The sequence below is a fragment of the Stenotrophomonas sp. STEN038 genome, from assembly GCF_056759895.1.
In genome coordinates, this window is sequence record NZ_JBRRDW010000002.1 from 146,722 (window position 1) to 165,207 (window position 18,486).

Genomic DNA, 18,486 nt, shown 5'->3' on the forward strand with positions numbered 1-18,486 from the left:
CATGCGCTGGGAAGTGGTGATCTGGGCAGCGCTGGCGGTGACCCTGTTTGCCGCCGAGGCGCTGGCGCCGGGGGCTTTCATGCTGTGGATGGGCATCGCCGCAGCGGCCGTGTTCCTCACCGTCTGGGCGATCGACGGCATGACCGTGTTGCTGCAGGTGATCCTGTTCGTGGTACTGAGCTTTGTCTCGATCCAGGTCTATCGCACCTGGTTCCGGCAACGTGCGCGGCCCAGCGACCAGCCACTGCTCAACCGTCGCGCCGAGCAGCTGATCGGGCGGGTGGTGACGCTGGAGCAGGCGATCAGCGCCGGTGTCGGTCGGGCCAAGGTGGATGATGCGTTCTGGGTGGTCGCCGGCCCCGATCTGCCGCAGGGCAGTACAGTGCGGGTGGTGGCCGTGGATGGCATGACGCTCAAGGTGCAGCCAGTCTGAATACCGTTGCGGCACTGCCGTTGTGGCAGTGCCGCAGGTTTTAAAAGTAACCATCTGGGATAATGGCGGTCCCCTTAGTGTGGAACGGCCATGACCCTGAAGACTCTGCTCAACGAAACCCACCGCTCACTCGGCGCCAAGATGGTCGACTTCGGAGGCTGGGACATGCCGATCCACTACGGCTCGCAGATCGACGAGCACAACCTGGTCCGCACCGCCGCCGGCATGTTCGACGTCAGCCACATGACCGTGGTCGACCTGAAGGGTGCACGCACCCGTGAGTTCCTGCGCCAACTGCTGGCCAACTCCATCGACAAGGTCAAGGTCAGCGGCAAGGCGCTGTACTCGTGCATGCTCAATGCGCAGGGCGGGGTGATTGACGACCTGATCGTCTACTTCCTGGCCGAGGACATGTTCCGCATGGTGGTCAATGCTTCCACCCGCGAGAAGGACCTGGCTTGGATCCGTCAGCACGCCGAAGCCTTCGGCGTCGAAGTAGTCGAACGCGAAGACCTGGCCATCGTCGCCGTGCAGGGTCCGCAGGCGCGTGCACTGGTCGCTGGCCTGGTGGCGGAGTCGGATCGTGCCGCCCTGGACAAGCTCGGCCGCTTCGCCGCGCTGGACGTCAACTCCACCGATGGCGTTGAACTGTTCGTCGCACGCACCGGTTACACCGGCGAAGACGGCTACGAAGTGCTGCTGCCGCAGAGCGCGGTCGTCGCGTTCTGGAATGCGCTGCTGGCTGCTGGCGTGAAGCCGGCCGGCCTGGGTGCGCGCGACACGCTGCGCCTGGAAGCCGGCATGAATCTTTACGGCCAGGACATGGACGAAGCCATCACTCCGTACGAGGCGGCGCTGGCCTGGACCGTGGCGCTGGATGATCTGGCCGATGGCACGCCGCGCGCCTTCACCGGTCGCGCCGTGCTGGAAGCGCAGAAGGCCGCCGGCAACGCGCGGCAGATGATCGGCCTGGTGATGGACGAGAAGGGCGTGCTGCGTCACGGCCAGAAGGTGCTCACCGCCAATGGCGAAGGCGAGATCCTGTCCGGTACCTTCTCGCCGACGCTGGGCAAGGCGATCGCCTTTGCACGCGTGCCGGCCGGTGCACCGGGTGATGTGCGGGTGGACATCCGTGGCAAGGAAGTGCCGGTGCGCATCGTCAAGTTCCCGTTCGTGCGTGACGGCCAGGCACAGGCCGGCATCAATCTTTGACCTGTAGGACCGGGCCGGAAGCGACCTTGCTTCCGGTTCGTTAAACTAGCGATTCATCCCGACCACCGTTTTTCCGGAGTAGTTCCATGAGCGAGATCCCTGGCGACCTCAAGTTCCTCAAGTCCCACGAGTGGGCACGTGTCGAAGGCAGCAACCGCGTTACCGTCGGTATTTCCGATCATGCCCAGGGCTTGCTGGGTGACCTGGTCTATGTCGAACTGCCGGCTGTCGGTGACAGCGTGCAGGCTGGCGTGGGTGCCGCGGTGGTCGAATCGGTGAAGGCTGCTTCCGACGTCTACAGCCCGGTGTCCGGCACCGTTGTCGAAGTCAACGAAGCGGTGACCGACAAGCCGGAAACCATCAACGAAGACGCGTACGGCGACGGTTGGCTGTACGTGGTCGAGCTGTCCGATCCGGACCAGTTGAACGACCTGCTCGGCCCGGACGACTATGCCGAGATGTTGGAGAACGAGGACCACTGAGTCCTGTCGTGATCCGAAAAGCGGCCGCTACCAGCGGCCGTTTTTTTATGTCGGTGTCAGCATCACGTGATGATCGGCGGTGATGAGTGGCTGTCGATGACGCGTTGATGTGGATGCCAACGGACGCGAAGTGGTTCTGATCGGTGTCGTTGCGGACTGCGAAGTGGTCCAAAAAGTTTGCGCAAAATGATCCGTTGCGCAGCTAAAGCGTTGCCTTTGGCAAACTTTTTTTTGGGTGCTGGAAGTGGCCGGCGGCGACTGCTGGTCGCACACCGTGAGATGGCGTTGGTGTACTGCGAACACAGCTGCATGTTGGCTGCGTCGAAACGAATAGTGCACTTTTACCGATGTTTTTTTACTTTGTGTTTTTTTTTAAGCATGCAGGCGTGGTGTCGAAGGGTGCAGGTGACGGGCTGTGGCGGCAGGCGGCCGGGCGTGGAAGGCTGAAGGCTTCCGAAAAATATTTTGCAAAGATAGTTGACAGTAAAAAAAACCGTGATTAGGTTTCGCCCAGCAGACCTTTCCTGCGGAAGCGAGTGAGCCGGATCAACATTCAGACGCGAAGCACAACTTGGACGTCCGCCAGGATTTTTTTGATGGTGGAGCAGGACTCGCTTCCTTCCGCGAAACACCCCCCTGATTTTTATATGGCACCTGCAGCGGGACCCGTTGCGGGTGTTTCTGTATCCGTAACGATGCGCTAGACGCGTCGTCGGTCCTCCGCCGAACACCGCGGATTTGCTTCAACTGGGCATTTCAATTCCATAGATCACTGACGAGGAACAAACCATGGCTACGAAGAAAGCTGCTAAAAAGCCGGCCGCCAAGAAGGCGGTAAAGAAAGTCGCCAAGAAGGCTGCCGTGAAGAAGGTTGCCAAGAAGGCAACCGCCAAGAAGGCAGTGAAGAAGGTCGCAAAGAAGGCTGTTGCCAAGAAGACCGTGAAGAAGGCAGCCGCCAAGAAGACCGTGAAGAAGGCAGCAGCCAAGAAGACCGTCAAGAAGGCAGCAGCCAAGAAGACCGTCAAGAAGGCCGTAAAGAAGGTTGCCAAGAAGGCAACTGCCAAGAAAGCCGTCAAGAAAGTAGCTAAGAAGGCCGTCAAGAAGGTTGCCAAGAAGGCAACCGCCAAGAAAGCCGTCAAGAAAGTAGCTAAGAAGGCCGTCAAGAAGGTTGCCAAGAAGGCAGCTGCCAAGAAGGTCGTAAAGAAGACTGCAAAGAAGGTTGCCGCCAAGAAGCCGGCCGCCAAGAAGGTTGCTGCGAAGAAGAAGCCGGCCGCTCGCAAGAAGAAGGCCGCTCCGGTAGCGCTGCCGGCTACCCCGGCGCCGCTGATCTGATCCAGCTCCACTAGCAAGACCTGAAACTCCTTCCCCGACTGCCCAGCGGGGAGGGAGTTTTTTTATGGGCGAACCGGAACGGCAGGCGCCGATCAGGCCGGCCTGCACGGTAGTGCCGAGCCATGCTCGGCAGCAGCCCACCATTGAGTGCTGCGTCAGCCGCGAAGTCGCTCAACATCCAGAGCGCTGGAGATGAGGACTGGTTTGTGGGAGCGGGGTAAGCCGCGAAGCCAGCGATGCATCCGCTCGGGCAATGCCTGCGCGTCAGAGGGAGATCTGACTTCCATCGACCGATGCCAAGGAGCCGAGCCCTCCCTTTGCCGCAGGCAAGGGGAGGGTTGGGAGGGGGGGGCTTTTGATTTGCTGGTAAAGCCGCTGCCGAGCATGGCTCGGCACTACCGGAGCTACGAGCTTTGTCGACACATTGACCGATGCCGACGAACCGAGCCCTCCCTTTGCCGAAGGCAAGGGGAGGGTTGGGAGGGGTGCTTTTGATTTGCTGGTAAAGCCCCTTGCCGAGCATGGCTCGGCACTACAGGTGGCGCCGGCTTTTTGTAGGAGCGGCGTCAGCCGCGAAGCCAGTGCTGCATCGGATCTGCTGGCTGCGGTTTCGACTAACGATCAAAGACAAAGGCGGCCATCGGCCGCCTTTCCCGTACTGCTGGAAACCACCATGCAACTCAGCGCGGCGATGCCACCGCGCGATCCGAAGACGCGCCTTTCTTGCCACCGCGTGCCGGAGCCGCATCTTCTGCCATCAGGTTGTCGCTGCCGAAGTCGGTGTCCACGTCCAGCCAGCGCTGCGTCGGCAGGCCGATGGCGCGATCGAGGATGGTCGGCATCATGCCGCTGGGCAGGCTGCTCTCGCCGTTCCACATGATGGCGATGCCAAGATCACGTTCCGGCAGCAGTGCGACCAGGCCGCGATAGCCCTGCACCGCACCGGCGTGGAAGACCACCTGGTGGCCGGAGTAATCGAATACGCGCCAACCCAGTGCATAACCCGCCGAGTCCAGGCGCTGGTGGCGCCAGCCCGAACGCATTTCGCCGGGCGTGTTCACCAGCGGCGCATGCAGCGTTGCCAGCAACGGTGCCGGCAATACATCCGGTCGGTGGCCGGTGTGGGCCAGCAGCCACTGCGCCATGTCACTGGCACTGGCGTTGACGCCGGCAGCCGGTGCGACGCGGTAGTAGGTGGGCTTGGGCGTCAGCGACACCCAGCCGTTGCGGCTGCGCACGTGCGGACGCGCCCAGCGCGAGCTGGCCTGGATGCCGGCCAGGCCAAGGCTGGCATCGTTCATGCCCAGCGGTTTGAGGATGCGCTTTTCAACAGCCTGCTCGTAGAAGCTGCCGGAGGCCGCGAACACCACATCGCCGACCAGGCTGAAGGCGACGTTCTGGTAGGAATAGCAATCACCCGGTGCGCACTTGAGTGGCGCGGTGGCCAGCTTCTGGGTCAGCGAGTAGTAATCGGCATTGGCCTCGACATCGCGGTCATAGGCATTGCTGGTCAGGCCGACGCGTTGGCTCAACACATCGGCCACAGTCAGTTTGTCGGTCGCTTCAGGCGTAGCCAGGCGGAAGCCCGGCACGTAGTCGGTGACCTTGCTGTCCCAGCGCAGGGTGCCGTCGTTGACCAGCAGGCCTGCCATGGTGCCGGCGAAGGCCTTGGACAACGACGCCAGACGGAACACGGTGTGTGCGTCCACTTCCTGCGGGTTGCTGATATCGGTGACACCGTAGCCACGTGCCGACAGCACACGGCCGTTCTGGACGATGGCCATGGCCATGCCGGGAACGCGGTTGCCGTAGGTCAGCTGCTCGGCGAGTGATTCGATGGCGGCGACATTGAAGTCGGCCGGTAGCGCTTGCACCTGGTCCGGGCGCAGCGCAGTGCGATACGGCATCGGCTGCGTCGGCGATTGTGTGGGCGCGTTCTCCAAGTTCACCGGCAACGCCGCGGCAGTCGATGCTTCGACGGCCAGGGTGGTGGGGGTGGGAGTCTGCGCGGTAGACGACAATGCGAAGGGCATCAACACCCCCAGCAATCCCGATGCCACCGGGCGAATGTGCCGGCGCTTGCTCGTGTCTTTCATCGTGATCGGTGCCTGTAAGCTACTGCTGTTGGCGATTCTAGCGCCGCTTTTCACCAATGCACAAACGGGGAGAGAATGAATGGGCATCGCGTTGATATTGCTGATCTTTCTTGTGGTGGTTGTCGCAGTTGTGGCGGTGGGTGTGGGCATCTACAACGGCTTGGTGCGGGCCAGCAACGGCTACAAGAACGCATTTGCGCAGATCGACGTGCAACTGCAGCGGCGTTTTGACCTGATTCCCAGCCTGGTGGAGACCGCCAAGGCCTATATGGGACATGAGCGACAGACCCTGGAGGCAGTGATCGCGGCGCGCAGCGCGGCGCAGTCAGGTTTGGCTGCGGCCAAGGCCGATCCGGGTGATGCGGCGGCGATGGCGCAGCTGGCGGCCTCGCAGGGTCAGTTGAATGGTGTGCTGGGGCGCTTGATGGCGGTGGCCGAGGCCTACCCGGAACTGAAAGCCAACCAGAACATGATGCAGCTCAGCGAGGAGCTCTCCAGCACCGAGAACAAGGTTGCCTTCGCGCGTCAGGCCTACAACGATGCGGTGATGGGCTATAACAACCGCCGCGAGACCTTCCCGGCCAATGTGTTTGCCGACATGTTCAATTTCGCCACGGCGGCGCTGTTGGATATTCCGCAGGAGAAGCGCGAGCAGGTGCGCGAAGCGCCCAAGGTGCAGTTCTGAACCTGGCGCAGGTATAACAGGGGCGCGGGATGAACTTCTTCGAACACCAGGCCCAGGCGCGGCGTAACTCCGGGCGGCTGGTGCTGTTGTTTGCGTTTGCGGTGCTGGCCATCGTGCTGGTGGTGGATGTGCTGGTGTGGTTCGGCACTGGCAGCGTGCGCGGCGTGCTGTGGAGCAGCCTGCTGACCCTGGCGGTGATCGGCTTCGCCTCGCTGTACCGGAACCGTTCGCTGAGCGGCGGTGGCGAGGCGGTGGCTGCGCAGATGGGCGGCACCGAAGTGCCGGCCGATACCCGCGATCCTGCATTGCGGCGGCTGCGCAACGTGGTGGAGGAGATCGCAATCGCCTCCGGCGTGCCGATGCCGCGCCTGTACGTGCTGGAGCAGGAAGCGGGTATCAACGCCTTTGCCGCCGGTTATTCGCCTGCCGACGCGACCATTGCGGTGACCCGCGGCACCTTGCAGCGGCTCAACCGCGATGAACTGCAAGGCGTGATCGCGCATGAGTTCAGCCACATCCTCAATGGCGACATGCGCCTGAACATCCGCCTGATGGGCGTGCTGTTCGGCATCCTGATGCTCAGTGTGATCGGCAAGCGCGTGCTGCTGCATATGGGCGGCGGCACGCGTGTGCGCTTCGGTCGCAGTGTCGGGCCGGTGTTCTTGTTGATGCTGATTGGTTTGGCCGGCATCGCCATCGGCAGCATCGGCGTCTTGTTTGGTCGGCTGATCAAGGCGGCGGTATCGCGCCAGCGCGAAATCCTGGCGGACGCCTCGGCGGTGCAGTTCACCCGGCAGACGCAGGGCTTGGCTGGTGCGCTGAAAAAGATCGGCGGGCTGGATGACGGCTCGCATCTGGCCGACCGTGCCGGTGCCGAGGAAGTCAGCCATATGTTGTTTGGCGAAGGCTTGCGGCTGTCCAGCTGGTTCGCGACGCATCCGCCGTTGCTGGAACGCATCCAGCGGCTGGAGCCAGCATTTCGCGCCGAACAGCTGCAGCGACTTCGCGGCGATTGGTCCGCTGCGCCGCCCGACGGGCTGGCCGAGGATCGCGTGCTGGGCCTGGCAGGGCGCGATGTGGCGAGTGTGGATGCAGTGCTACCGCCGTTGCCGGGAGTGCAGCGGGTGTCTGTTGATCCGGTGATGGTTGCCGCACAGGTGGCGACGCCTGCCGACGACGACTACCAGCAGGCAGTGCGCCTGGCCGGCAGTCTGCCGCCGCCATTGCGCGCATTGGCCGGCGATCGTGGCGCCGCACAGCCGCTGTTGCTGGCGATGTTGCTGGACGTGGATGCCGCGGTCGCCGCGCGCCAGCGCGAAGCGGTGAGCGCGCAACTGGGCGAGCCGATGGCCACCAGCGTAGTGAGCATCGCGGCAGGCCCGTTGCGCGAGCTGCACGCCGCGCTGCGGCTGCCATTGGCGGCTCTGGCATTCCCGACCCTGCGCAGCTTGCCGCGCCCGCAGTTGACGGCCTTCATGCGCTGCATTGATGCCGTGACCCACGCCGATGGGCGCATCTCCCTGTTCGAGTACTGCCTGTCCCGCTTGTTGCTGGTGCAGGTGCAGGCAGCCTTGGATCCATCGCGTCACCTGCATTTCGGCCGCCGCAAAGCCACTGGCGTGCAGCGCGAGTTCGCCATCCTGTTGTCGGTGGTGGCGCGCGCCGGCAACCCCGGCGACGAAGCGGGCGCGCGTCGCGCCTACCTGGCCGGCCTGCAGCGCATCGTGCCGCAGGATCATCTGCCGTACGCGCCGCCCGCCACCGGCGTGCTGGCCCTGGATGAAGTCTGGGCACCGCTGGATTCAATGGACCCGCTGGCCAAGCAGCTGCTGGTGGAAGCGGTGACCGCAACGGTGAGCCACAACCAGCGCGTAAACATCGCCGAGGCCGAGTTGCTGCGGACGATCTGCGCCACCTTGCATTGCCCCTTGCCAGCAATGCTGCAGGTGACGTGAGTAGCTTGTCTCCCTCCCTTTCGCCAAAGGCGAAGGGGAGGGCCGGGGAGGGGGGCTTTCTGCCTCTGCTTGCTTCTCCCTGCCAACAACCACTGGGCCTCACCCCAGCATCAACCCCGCTGCCCGCTCCGCAATCATGATGGTCGGCGCATTGGTATTGCCGCTGACCAGTGTCGGCATCACCGAGGCATCGATCACCCGCAATCCATCGATGCCGCGGACCCGCAGCTGCGGATCGACCACGGCCGCATCGTCGCTGCCCATTCGGCAGGTGCCGATCGGGTGGTAGATGGTCTCGGCCTTGGCGCGGATGAAGGCTTCCAGCCCGACATCGTCCAGGTGCTCATCGGCGGGGAACAGCGCTGACTTGCGCCAAGCTGCGAACGCGGCCTGCTGCAGGATGTCGCGGCTCAGGCGCGCGGCCTCGATCATCATCTTCAGATCGAAGCCTTCGGCGTCGCTGAGGTAGTTGGCCTGGATGCGCGCGGGTGCGGCGGGGTCGGCGCTGGCCAGGCTGATGCGGCCGCGGCTGCGCGGATGCAGGTAGCAGGCGTGCAGGGTGTAGCCGTCGCCGGGCAGGCGATTGCGGCCGTGGTTATCCAGCATCGCCGGGACGAAGTGGAGCTGGATGTCGGCACGATCATCCGGCGCGAAGCGCGAACGAACGAAGCCACCGGCCTCGGCGACGTTGCTGGTGCCGGCACCCCGATGACCGCGCAGAAAGTAGTTCAGCCCGATCATGATCTCGCTGGCGCGGTCGTAGCTGATGCCTGGCACGCTGCGGTACAGCGTGCAGATATCCAGATGGTCCTGCAGGTTGGCGCCAACGCCCGGTTGGTCGAGCTGGACGTCGATGCCCTGCGCGCGTAGCGCATTGGCGGGGCCGATGCCGGACAGCATCAACAGTTGTGGCGAGTTGATCGCACCAGCGCTGAGCAGCACTTCGCCGGCCGCGCGGTACCGCTGTCGCTGGCCACCCATCCGCAGGTGCACGCCGGTAACGCGCCCAGCGTCGATCTGCAGCCGTTCAACCAGTGCGCCGGTGATCACCTGCAGATTGGTGCGCGAACGCACAGGAGTGAGGTACGCGGCGGCTGAGGAGCAGCGAGCGCCGTTCTTCTGCGTCACCTGGTAAAGGCCAACGCCTTCATGCTGGACGCCGTTGAAGTCGGTGTTGTGTGCGTGGCCAGCTTGCTGCCCGGCGGCGATGAAGGCGTGGCTGAGTGGATTGACGTGGCGCAGGTCGGCTACCTGCAGGGGGCCATCGGCCCCGTGCAGCGCATCGGCGCCACGCGCATTGCCTTCGCTGTGGCGGAACCACGGCAGCACGCTGTCCCAGTTCCAGCCTGTGGCGCCGGCCTGCGCCCAACGATCGTAATCACCGGCCACGCCGCGCACATAGCACATGGCATTGATCGAGCTGGAGCCGCCCAGCACCTTGCCGCGCGGCCACCACAGGCGGCGGTTGCCCAGCGCGGGCTCCGGCTCGGTGTCGTAGCTCCAGTTGACCTTGCGGTTGTTGACCAGCCGGGCGATGCCGGCCGGCATATGGATGAAGGGGTGCCAGTCGCGTGGGCCGGCTTCGATCAGCAGCACCCGTAGCTGCGGGTCGGCACTGAGCCGGTTGGCCAACACGCAGCCGGCCGAACCGGCACCGACGATGATGTAGTCGAATTCCTTTGCAGCTTCGCTCACACGCTTCTCCCTCCCGAGTCACTCAGGATAGAACGGCGCGTTGTACCGGGGTAAGCCCTGCCGCACTGGCGATGTTGCAGTGCATTAGATAACGTACGCGCTCTGCCGAGTCCCACCGGAGTTCCCCGATGCCGCCGTCCTCTCGCCACCCGCTTCGCCGGGGTGCCGCATGACCGTTCCGCGCGGACCCGGTGCAATGCATCGGCTGTTGCTGGCGCTGCGCGGCTCACCGCCGCTGTGGTGGTCGTTCCTGTACTTCTTCTGCCTGCTCAGCGGCTACTACGTGCTACGCCCGGTACGTGAGGCGATGGCGGCCTCGGCGGACATGGGGGCCTTGTTCCCGACAGGGTTGATCACGTGGTTTGCCGGCCATGGCATGCCGCTTAAGGACTTCACCCTGCAGTTCCTGTTCTCCTGCGTGTTCCTGATCATGCTGGTGCTGCAGCCGCTGTACGGCTGGCTGGTCAGCCGCTATCCGCGCCGGGTGTTCCTGCCGCTGGTGTATGGCTTCTTCATCTTCACCCTGTTCGTTTTCTACGCGATGTTCAGCGCCAATGTACCGGGCCGTGGCATGGCGTTTTTCTTCTGGATCACCGTCTTCAACCTGTTCGCGGTGGCGGTGTTCTGGAGCTTCATGGCCGACGTTTTCTCCAACGTGCAGGCGCGTGCGTTCTACGGCTACATCGGCGCGGCCGGTACGGTTGGGGCGTTCCTCGGGCCGATCATCACCAGCTCGCTGGTGCAGCGTGTTGGCATCGCCAACCTGATGTTGGTCTCAGCCGGCTTCCTGTCGATCTGCCTGTTCTGCATCTGGAAATTGCGGCCGTGGGCGGTGCAGCGCGAACGCGAACAGCAATTGGCCGATGGCGAGCAGCCCATGGGCGGCAGTGTGTTTGACGGACTGAAGCTGATCGCGCACGAGCCGCTGCTGCGCTGGCTGGCCCTGATGGTGGTCTTCGGGGTGGGCGTGGGGACCATGCTGTACAACGAGCAGGCCTCGATCGTACGCCGCATGATCACCGATCCAGCGGCCAGTACCGCGTTCTATTCGCGCATCGACCTGGCGGTGAATGCTTTGACCCTGATCATCCAGCTGGGCCTGACCCGCTGGTTGCTGTCACGTTATGGCGTGGCTCCGGCGCTGTTGATTCCGGGTTTCGCGATCATCATCGGCTTCTCGATCGCGGCAGCATCACCGTTGCCGGTGATGGTGGCGGTGATCCAGGTGCTCACCCGCGCCAGCGAATTCTCGTTGGGCAAACCGGCACGCGAGACGATCTATACGCGTGTGGACCGGCAATGGCGCTACAAGGCCGGTGCGGCCATCGATACCGTCGTTTACCGTGGCGCTGACCTGACCTTCGCCTGGGTACACAAGGGCTTGTCCCTGTTTGGTTCGCAGGCGGTGTTCGTCGGTGGCGCAGCGGTGGCGGTGTTCATGACGCTGTCGGCGCTGGGCGTCTTGCGCGAAGAGAAGAAGCTGCCGCAGGATCGCTGAGTGATTCCCCCGCGGCGGGTTGCCGCTGTGCTGCGAGGATGAGATGGCGATGAGCGTATTGGGCGTGAGTGCAATGGTGGTGACACTGCTGGTCGCGGTGTTGCATGTGTATTTCCTGGTGCTGGAGATGTTCCTGTGGACCAAGCCACAGGGTTTGAAGACCTTCCGCAACACGCCGGAGAAGGCGCAGGCCACGCGCGTGCTGGCGGCGAATCAGGGGTTGTATAACGGTTTTCTTGCGGCAGGCATCATTGCCGGGCTGGTACTGGCGCAGCCGGTGCTGGTGACGTTCTCGCTGGTCTGCGTGGTGGTGGCCGGTGCCTACGGCGCGTACAGCGTCAGCCCGCGCATCTTCTACGTGCAGGCCGTACCGGCAATCGTGGCGCTGCTGCTACGCGCGCTGTAGTGCCGAGCCATGCTCGGCAGAGGCACTACCGATAGATCAACCGTAGTGCCGAGCCATGCTCGGCAGGGGTATTGCCGATAGATCAACCGTAGTGCCGAGCCATGCTCGGCAGGGGCATTACCCGTAGAGCTCGTGCCGAGCATGGCTCGGCACTACGTTGGGTTGGCTTGTAAGGCCCCTACCGAGCATGGCTCGGCACTACGGGGCATCGCTGGGGATCAACGGCTGATGTAGAGCGAGAATCCCAGCCATAACGGTACTGCGTACAGCACGGCGCCCAGCACGAACAAGGCGGTCAGCAGGTGCACGCGCCAGTCATTGATGCGCAGGAAAACGAATTGCTCGATGGTGCGGCCCAGCCAGAACAAGGTCATGAAAGCCAACACCACGTGCCCCAGCCGGGTATCGAGCAGTTCGCGGGTGAACGCCAGTGACAGCACGGCCATTCCCACAAACACGTAGACCAGGCGCAGATTGAGGATCTGCATGATTGCGCGGTTGGCTGCGCTTAGCTTTGCCAGCTCGTGTTTCCAGCCGAACAAACGCCAGAACGCGAGGTGGAACAGGGTAAAGCCCAGACAGTGCAGTCCGCCGAGGCGCAGCATCCATTCCGCGATCTGCATGAGTCAGCCTTCGCCGCGGCTTGGGCGTGGTGATACCCACATCGCGATGATGGCCTGGAATACCTCGGTACCGGCGGCATCGGTGACGCTGACCTGCACCGGCAAGTCGTAGCCGTGGTCGGTGCTGATGATGGGCTGCTGCGGGGTGGCCACCGCCTTCAACACGCCCAGCGCCTTGGCCTGGTACTTCACCTGCATGCCCTTGGGGATCCAGCGCATGTCGCCGGGCAGGCTGGCATCCACCATCACGCCGCCGACCAGCTCGGCAAGATTGCACATCGCGATCGCATGCACCGTGCCGATGTGGTTGCTGATGCGGCGGCGCTGGCGGATCACGCCTTCGCAGCGGCCCGTCTCCAGCGCGGTGATCAGCGGCGAGATGCTGGCGAAGTAGGGTGCCTTGAAGCAGACAGCACGCGAGAACAGCCAGCTGCCGGCGGGCCAGCGGGTAAAGCGACGGTATAGCGAGAGCAAGGGCGCAGTCATGGCATGGTGTCCTGATATGAAAACGGCGGGCACAAGGCCCGCCGTCGGTACTGCAGGTGGATTGGCTTACGCGGCCTGCTGCGGCTGCGGGCGCTGCTTGCCCGGCAGGTCGTAGTAGCCGGCCGAACGCAGTTCGTGCGGCTCGAAGTCGTCCACGGTGATGGTGTCCATGGTGATCTCGCGCAGTTCTTCCAACAGCTTGCGCTCGTCCTGGGTGATCACGCCCTCGGCCACCGCTTCGTCCAGCTGGGTGGCGAAGGTCAGTGCTTCGATGCCCTTGGTCTTCAGCGCCTTGATGAACTTGCGTTCCACCGGCTCGGCCATGATCGCCTTGGACAGGTAGCTGTTGATGCGGCCACCCGGGTTGTTCTCGCACGGGGTCAGGAACACGCCCTGTGCCAGGCGGTCACGGGCCTCGCCCGGTGCCATCAGCGTTGCGGCAACGCGGCGGCTCAGGCGATCGCCCGGTGCCTCGGCACGACGGCCGAACGGGAAGATCAGTGCCCACATCAGCCAGCCGATCGGACGGATCGGGAAGTTGCGCAGGGCAGCCGACAGCGATTCCTCGATCTTGTGCACGCTGTCGTGGAAGGCCCAGGCCAGCAGCGGCTGGTCAGCGCTCGGTGCGCCTTCGTCGTGGTAACGCTTGAGCATGGCGCTGGTCATGTAGATGTGGCTGAGCACATCACCCAGGCGACCAGACAGCGATTCCTTGAATTTGAGCTTGCCGCCGAGCGTCATCATCGAGATGTCGGCCATCAAAGCAAGGTTGGCCGAGTAACGGTCGAGCTTGCGGAAGTAGCGGCGGGTGTAAGCGTCGCCCGGGGCGGCACCGAAGCGCGCACCGGTCAGGCCGAACCACAGCGAACGCACGGCGTTGGAGATACCGAAACGGACGTGGCCGAACAGCGCCTGGTCGAATTCACGCAGGCCGGCCTTGCGGTCTTCATCCTGCGCGGCCTTCATTTCCTTCAGCACCCACGGGTGGCAGAGGATGGCACCCTGGCCGAAGATCAGCAGCGAGCGGGTCATGATGTTGGCACCTTCCACCGTGATGGCGATCGGTGCGGCCTGCCAGCTGCGGCCGGCAAAGTTGCGCGGCCCGAGGATGATGCCCTTGCCGCCGATCACGTCCATCACGTCGGAAATGACTTCGCGGCTCATGTTGGTGCAGTGGTACTTGGCAATCGCCGACGGCACTGACGGCACGTCGCCACGGTCAACCGCGGCTGCGGTCGCCTGCGACAGCGCGCTGATCTTGTACGCCTTGCCGCCGATGCGGGCCAGCGCTTCTTCCACGCCCTCGAAGCGGCCGACCGACAGGCCGAACTGCTTGCGGATGCGTGCGTAGGCACCGGTCACCACCGCGCCGGCCTTGGCACCGCCGGACGCGGTGGAGGGCAGGGTGATGGAGCGGCCAACGGCCAGGCACTCATTGAGCATGTTCCAACCCAGGCCGCGCTTCTCGGCGCCGCCAATCAGCTGGCTCATTGGGATGAACACGTCCTTGCCGCGGATCGGGCCGTTCTGGAAGGTGGAGTTCAGCGGGAAGTGGCGACGGCCGATTTCCACGCCATCGGTGTCACGCGGCAGCAGTGCCAGGGTGATGCCGATGTCCTTGGTATCGCCGAGCAGGCCGTCCGGGTCGTACATGCGGAAGGCCATGCCGATCAGGGTCGCGACCGGGGCCAGGGTGATGTAACGCTTGTCGAAGGTCAGCTTCAGGCCCAGTACTTCCTCGCCCTTCCACATGCCCTTGCAGACGATGCCGAAGTCGGGAATCGAGGTCGCATCGGAGCCGGCGAACGGGCCGGTCAGGCCGAAGCACGGCACTTCCTGGCCAATGGCCAGACGCGGCAGGTAGTAATCCTTCTGCTCCTGGGTGCCGTAATGGTTGAGCAGTTCACCCGGCCCCAGCGAGTTCGGCACGCCGACGGTGGAGCTGACCACGCTCGACACCGAGGCCAGCTTCTGGATCACCTTGTGGTGGGCCAGCGCGCTGAAGCCCAGGCCGCCGTATTCCTTCGGGATGATCATGCCGAAGAACTTGTTCTTCTTGATGAACTCCCACATGTCCGGCGGCAGGTCCGCGTGTACATGGGTGATCTCGAAGTCGTTGACCATCTTGCACAGTTCTTCCACCGGGCCATCCATGAAGGCCTGTTCTTCGGCGGTGAGCTGCGGCTTGGGATAGTTGAGCAGGATGTTCCAGTCCGGGTCGCCGGTGAACAGCTCGCCTTCAAAACCGACCGAGCCGGTTTCCAGGGCGATGCGTTCGGTCTTGGACAGCGGCGGCAGCACCTTGCGGAACACGCCCATGAACGGTGCGGTGATCAGCGGCTTGCGCAGGAACGGCAGCAGCACCGGCACGCAGACCAGCGCGACGATGGCGGCGGCGACGATGATCGCGGTCTGGTTGATGCCGGCAAACCAGCAGGCTGCCAGGGCCACCACGCTGATGACCGTCCATACGACGAGTCGCATGCGGTGGTAGGCAACAAAGGCCGCTGCAAGCAGCAGGGCCAGGAAAGGTACGACGATGCTCATGGACGTGCTCCGGTAACGTGCTCGGTTCGGGCGGACGCTGCGGAAGGCAGTGCGTCCAGATAGTTCAACACAGCGGCGGTAAACGCGTTGTTGTCATCGCCGGCCACCATGTGGGTGGCGTGGGGCAGATGGACATGTTGCGCGTGCGGCACCAGCGCCATGAATTCTTCAACGGTCTGCGGCGAGACCAGGTCACTGCGACCACCGCTGACCAGCAACAGCGGGCACTGCACCTGCCGCGCTGCTTGTGCGATCACGCCCTGGTGCTGCTCGCTGTCGCGGGCCAGTTCGTCGACCAGGCGCGGGTCCCAATGCCAGTTCCAGCGGCCATCCTTGCCTGGGCGCAGCAGCGCACGCAGTGAATCCTCGCTCTTGCGTGGGCGGTGCGGCATATAAGCGGAGATGGTATCGGCGGCGGCCTGCAGCGAGGCGAAACCGTCCGGATGCGCGCTCATGAAAGCGAGGATGCGCTCCACGCCGCTGGTTTCCCAGCGCGGGGTGATGTCCACCAGCACCATCGCCGAGAACAGGCCCGGCCAGCGCGCTTCGGCCATCAGGCCGAACAGGCCGCCCATGGAAGCTGCGACCAATACCGGCGGACGCGGCAGCTCGCCGGCGACCACGATCAGGTCATCGGTGAATTGGTCGCCGTGGTAAGTCACATCGCTGGCATTCCAGTCCGAATCGCCATGGCCACGCGCGTCATAGCTGAGCGTGGCGTGGCCTTCGGCATTGAGCGTTTCTGCGGTTGCGGTCCATGCGCCGCGGGTCTGGCCGAAGCCATGTGCGAACAGGATGCAGGGCTGTTTTCCGCTGGTTCTGGACGCGCCCAAGCCAGCGCCATGCGCACCTTCCAGGCGAATGTCTTCAGGGGGTACAGAGAAGGAAGTAGGCGTAACCATACCTGATGGTATGGAATGGCCTGAAAGGCTGTCAATACCCATGAGTATGGAAATACTGGCTGGGCAGGCTCAGGATGCTTCGCTTGATCATTTATTTGCCAGATTGTCCTTGGATTTGTTGCCCACATACTGCAACCAGTCCCCGCCGTATGGTTAAATCTGCCCATGAACGATTCTTCAGTTTCCAGCACCGAGTCCCGCAGCACGCGGAACAGCCGCCTGAGCGCGGATGACTGGGCGCAAGCGGCCTTGGACCTGATCGCTGAACAGGGTGTGGGTGCGGTTGCGGTCGAGCCGCTGGCGCGTCGCCTCGGCGTGACCAAGGGTAGCTTCTATTGGCATTTCCCCTCGCGCGACGCGCTGTTGCAAGCAGCCTTGGAGCGCTGGGAAGTAGTGGAGCAGCAGCAGGTCTTCGGCAGCCTGGAAGAGGTGCCTGATCCGCGCACGCGGCTGCGCGCGCTGTTCCAGCTGGTCGCGCATGAAGTCACTCCGCACGTGATCTACAGCGAACTGCTGAAGGCCTTGGACAACCCGATGGTGCGTCCGGTCATCGACCGCGTCTCGCAACGGCGCATGGAATACCTGATCGCCTCGTTCCGCCAGGCTGGACTGAGCTCCACCGATGCCCGCCATCGTGCCCGGCTTGCCTATGCTGCATATGTCGGCTTCCTGCAGTTGTCGCTGCAGTTGCAGCAGCCCAAGCAGGCGCGTGAGGATTTCGAGGCTTATGTCGAGCACGTGATCGAGACCTTGATTCCGGCCAACTGATTGACGCTGGCGCTGGGCGGGATCCGATTGTGGCGCCTTGGCCTTGCTGGGGTGTCCGGCGTTGGGCTGATTCAGCGCAACGGAATCACATCGAAGGCAATGCTGATCCGTGGAGATGGCCCCTGATAAGCCGTGGTGTTGTGGAAGAAGTAGGACGGGAACGTCACCAGCCGGCCTGAGGTCGGGACCACCGTGTGCTCGGTGTCAGGCCGGTGCAGTGGAAGCCCCTGCTGGGGATGCCCGAACAGCAGATTGCCCGCTGCAGGCGTGTCCGGTTGACCGGGATCGACATAGAACACGCCGCTGAGCCAGCCTGCCGGATGGATATGCGGTGCTTGGTGGCCCCCCTGTTCGAGCACGGTGATCCATGACTGCAGCCGCCAGCGTCGCGGCATGGCCTTCATCCAGGGGTGAGCGGACAATGGTGCCATGGCAGAAAGTGCCTGCATCCGCGATTCGACGGTCCGCACCAGCAATTGCTCGAAGCGCTGCAGTTCCTGGTCCTGTGACAGGTCGAGCATCGGGCTCTGCCGGCCGAAGGTGGTGGAGCGCCCGGCAGGCTCCCAGATCAGACCCGCATGTGAGAGCGCCAGTTCGCGCAGGGCGTCCAGGTTGGTCATGGTATTGGCCAGCACGTCATCGCTGCCAAGAAGGCGACCATAGTCCATCAGGTGGTCAACAAGTTTGTCGTTGCCGAGTTCCTTGCCGGTCATGTACAGCCCCGCCAATGCAGTCTGGTCCGTCGGGTCGAGCATCAGCACCTGCTGATAGATATTGTCGGCCTGTTGGATCCTGCCCAATGACAACAGGCAGAGTGCGTAGTCGGTGAGCGCGGCCGGGTCGTTAGGCGCGAAGGACAGCACGCGTTGATGAACCAGGCTTGCCGCATCCGCTTGGCCGGTCTCGCGTAGTGCATTGGCGATGCCGCGCAGGATTACCGGGTCACCAGGTCGTTGGCGGTCTGCTTTCTGAAGGTTTTCCAGTGCCGCCTGCGCACGCCCGGAACGGGCATGGATCAGGCCGATATTGATCCAGGTATCGGTGCTGCTTGGGTCGATCTGACTGAGCCGCTCGAAATCCTGGAGGGCCTCCTCCATCCGTTCGATCCGGAACAACACGAGTCCGCGATTGAACAACAGCGGTGGCAGGTCCGGTGCCATCAGCAGCGCGGCGTCAAAATCATGGAGCGCCTGCAGGTTCCGGTGTGCAGCCGCATGCAGCATGCCGCGCAGGTAGCGCCGTTCGGGGTCCTGCGGTGCGGCGAGCAGCGCCTGATCCAGCAATGCCATTGCAGCCGCTGGCTGACCTTGCTGGATCAGCTGGCGTATGTGATCGGTGCTGGCAATCTGTCGTGACATGGGGCTAT

The 18,486-nt window shown here is 63.6% G+C and carries 16 protein-coding genes; 9 read left to right on the top strand and 7 right to left on the bottom strand.

Features of this window, described 5'->3' with window-relative positions; translation table 11 throughout:
* Window position 1: 1 nt before the first annotated feature.
* From ACVOLS_RS01520 to ACVOLS_RS01535, 4 genes are all read left to right on the top strand, one after another.
* Complete coding sequence (locus ACVOLS_RS01520) at window positions 2-433, top strand: NfeD family protein (RefSeq protein WP_481544165.1); 432 nt, start codon at window positions 2-4, stop codon at window positions 431-433.
* 90 nt (window positions 434-523) lie between these two features.
* Window positions 524-1,645, top strand: a complete 1,122-nt coding sequence (gcvT, locus tag ACVOLS_RS01525; RefSeq protein WP_481544166.1) for a glycine cleavage system aminomethyltransferase GcvT — start codon at window positions 524-526, stop codon at window positions 1,643-1,645.
* Between the two features lie 86 nt (window positions 1,646-1,731).
* Window positions 1,732-2,127 carry a glycine cleavage system protein GcvH gene (gene gcvH, locus ACVOLS_RS01530; RefSeq protein ID WP_282270622.1) on the top strand — a complete coding sequence of 132 codons (396 nt, stop codon included), beginning with the start codon at window positions 1,732-1,734 and terminating at the stop codon, window positions 2,125-2,127.
* 789 nt (window positions 2,128-2,916) lie between these two features.
* The gene (locus ACVOLS_RS01535; protein WP_481544167.1) at window positions 2,917-3,459 is read left to right on the top strand and encodes a hypothetical protein; all 543 of its coding nucleotides are present in this window, start codon (window positions 2,917-2,919) and stop codon (window positions 3,457-3,459) included.
* Between the two features lie 680 nt (window positions 3,460-4,139).
* Here ACVOLS_RS01535 and ACVOLS_RS01540 read toward each other — a convergent pair.
* Entirely contained in the window at window positions 4,140-5,555 is a 1,416-nt protein-coding gene (locus ACVOLS_RS01540) for a serine hydrolase domain-containing protein (RefSeq protein ID WP_481544168.1), read from the bottom strand.
* 79 nt (window positions 5,556-5,634) lie between these two features.
* On the opposite strand from ACVOLS_RS01540, the gene ACVOLS_RS01545 reads away from it, so the two are divergent.
* On the top strand, window positions 5,635-6,240 hold the full coding sequence (locus tag ACVOLS_RS01545; protein WP_481544169.1) for a LemA family protein: 606 nt from the start codon (window positions 5,635-5,637) through the stop codon (window positions 6,238-6,240).
* 29 nt (window positions 6,241-6,269) lie between these two features.
* Complete coding sequence (locus ACVOLS_RS01550; protein ID WP_481544170.1) at window positions 6,270-8,195, top strand: M48 family metallopeptidase; 1,926 nt, start codon at window positions 6,270-6,272, stop codon at window positions 8,193-8,195.
* Between the two features lie 99 nt (window positions 8,196-8,294).
* On the opposite strand, the gene ACVOLS_RS01555 is transcribed toward ACVOLS_RS01550, so the two are convergent.
* Complete coding sequence (locus ACVOLS_RS01555; protein ID WP_481544171.1) at window positions 8,295-9,890, bottom strand: GMC family oxidoreductase; 1,596 nt, start codon at window positions 9,888-9,890, stop codon at window positions 8,295-8,297.
* A 169-nt stretch (window positions 9,891-10,059) separates the two neighbouring features.
* Between ACVOLS_RS01555 and ACVOLS_RS01560 the strand changes: the two genes are divergently transcribed.
* Window positions 10,060-11,388 carry an NTP/NDP exchange transporter gene (locus ACVOLS_RS01560; protein ID WP_481544172.1) on the top strand — a complete coding sequence of 443 codons (1,329 nt, stop codon included), beginning with the start codon at window positions 10,060-10,062 and terminating at the stop codon, window positions 11,386-11,388.
* A 49-nt stretch (window positions 11,389-11,437) separates the two neighbouring features.
* Window positions 11,438-11,794 (top strand): DUF1304 domain-containing protein, encoded by a 357-nt coding sequence (locus ACVOLS_RS01565; RefSeq protein WP_481544173.1) that lies wholly within the window; start codon window positions 11,438-11,440, stop codon window positions 11,792-11,794.
* A 218-nt stretch (window positions 11,795-12,012) separates the two neighbouring features.
* Here ACVOLS_RS01565 and ACVOLS_RS01570 read toward each other — a convergent pair whose 3' ends face one another.
* The 4 genes from ACVOLS_RS01570 to ACVOLS_RS01585 form a co-directional block, all read right to left on the bottom strand.
* Window positions 12,013-12,417, bottom strand: a complete 405-nt coding sequence (locus ACVOLS_RS01570) for a hypothetical protein (protein WP_481544174.1) — start codon at window positions 12,415-12,417, stop codon at window positions 12,013-12,015.
* A 3-nt stretch (window positions 12,418-12,420) separates the two neighbouring features.
* A complete protein-coding gene (locus ACVOLS_RS01575; protein WP_481544175.1) occupies window positions 12,421-12,903 on the bottom strand; it encodes a hotdog fold domain-containing protein in 483 nt (160 codons plus the stop codon).
* A gap of 66 nt (window positions 12,904-12,969) precedes the next feature.
* Window positions 12,970-15,450 (bottom strand): acyl-CoA dehydrogenase, encoded by a 2,481-nt coding sequence (locus tag ACVOLS_RS01580; protein ID WP_481544176.1) that lies wholly within the window; start codon window positions 15,448-15,450, stop codon window positions 12,970-12,972.
* Window positions 15,447-16,352 (bottom strand): alpha/beta fold hydrolase, encoded by a 906-nt coding sequence (locus ACVOLS_RS01585; protein ID WP_481544177.1) that lies wholly within the window; start codon window positions 16,350-16,352, stop codon window positions 15,447-15,449. The genes ACVOLS_RS01580 and ACVOLS_RS01585 overlap by 4 nt, the downstream gene beginning before the upstream one ends.
* Window positions 16,353-16,517: 165 nt before the next feature.
* Between ACVOLS_RS01585 and ACVOLS_RS01590 the strand changes: the two genes are divergently transcribed.
* Window positions 16,518-17,120, top strand: coding sequence for a TetR/AcrR family transcriptional regulator (locus ACVOLS_RS01590; protein ID WP_481544178.1), 603 nt, complete (start codon window positions 16,518-16,520; stop codon window positions 17,118-17,120).
* A 71-nt stretch (window positions 17,121-17,191) separates the two neighbouring features.
* On the opposite strand, the gene ACVOLS_RS01595 is transcribed toward ACVOLS_RS01590, so the two are convergent.
* The gene (locus ACVOLS_RS01595) at window positions 17,192-18,478 is read right to left on the bottom strand and encodes a putative 2OG-Fe(II) oxygenase (protein WP_481544179.1); all 1,287 of its coding nucleotides are present in this window, start codon (window positions 18,476-18,478) and stop codon (window positions 17,192-17,194) included.
* Between the last annotated feature and the right edge of the window lie 8 nt (window positions 18,479-18,486).

Coding starts and splice junctions, on each gene's coding strand:
- ACVOLS_RS01520 (WP_481544165.1), top strand. CDS start 2: ATGCGCTGGGAAGTGGTGATCTGGGCAGCGCTGGCGGTGACCCTGTTT.
- gcvT (WP_481544166.1), top strand. CDS start 524: ATGACCCTGAAGACTCTGCTCAACGAAACCCACCGCTCACTCGGCGCC.
- gcvH (WP_282270622.1), top strand. CDS start 1,732: ATGAGCGAGATCCCTGGCGACCTCAAGTTCCTCAAGTCCCACGAGTGG.
- ACVOLS_RS01535 (WP_481544167.1), top strand. CDS start 2,917: ATGGCTACGAAGAAAGCTGCTAAAAAGCCGGCCGCCAAGAAGGCGGTA.
- ACVOLS_RS01540 (WP_481544168.1), bottom strand. CDS start 5,555: ATGAAAGACACGAGCAAGCGCCGGCACATTCGCCCGGTGGCATCGGGA.
- ACVOLS_RS01545 (WP_481544169.1), top strand. CDS start 5,635: ATGGGCATCGCGTTGATATTGCTGATCTTTCTTGTGGTGGTTGTCGCA.
- ACVOLS_RS01550 (WP_481544170.1), top strand. CDS start 6,270: ATGAACTTCTTCGAACACCAGGCCCAGGCGCGGCGTAACTCCGGGCGG.
- ACVOLS_RS01560 (WP_481544172.1), top strand. CDS start 10,060: ATGACCGTTCCGCGCGGACCCGGTGCAATGCATCGGCTGTTGCTGGCG.
- ACVOLS_RS01565 (WP_481544173.1), top strand. CDS start 11,438: ATGAGCGTATTGGGCGTGAGTGCAATGGTGGTGACACTGCTGGTCGCG.
- ACVOLS_RS01570 (WP_481544174.1), bottom strand. CDS start 12,417: ATGCAGATCGCGGAATGGATGCTGCGCCTCGGCGGACTGCACTGTCTG.
- ACVOLS_RS01575 (WP_481544175.1), bottom strand. CDS start 12,903: ATGACTGCGCCCTTGCTCTCGCTATACCGTCGCTTTACCCGCTGGCCC.
- ACVOLS_RS01580 (WP_481544176.1), bottom strand. CDS start 15,450: ATGAGCATCGTCGTACCTTTCCTGGCCCTGCTGCTTGCAGCGGCCTTT.
- ACVOLS_RS01585 (WP_481544177.1), bottom strand. CDS start 16,352: ATGGTTACGCCTACTTCCTTCTCTGTACCCCCTGAAGACATTCGCCTG.
- ACVOLS_RS01590 (WP_481544178.1), top strand. CDS start 16,518: ATGAACGATTCTTCAGTTTCCAGCACCGAGTCCCGCAGCACGCGGAAC.
- ACVOLS_RS01595 (WP_481544179.1), bottom strand. CDS start 18,478: ATGTCACGACAGATTGCCAGCACCGATCACATACGCCAGCTGATCCAG.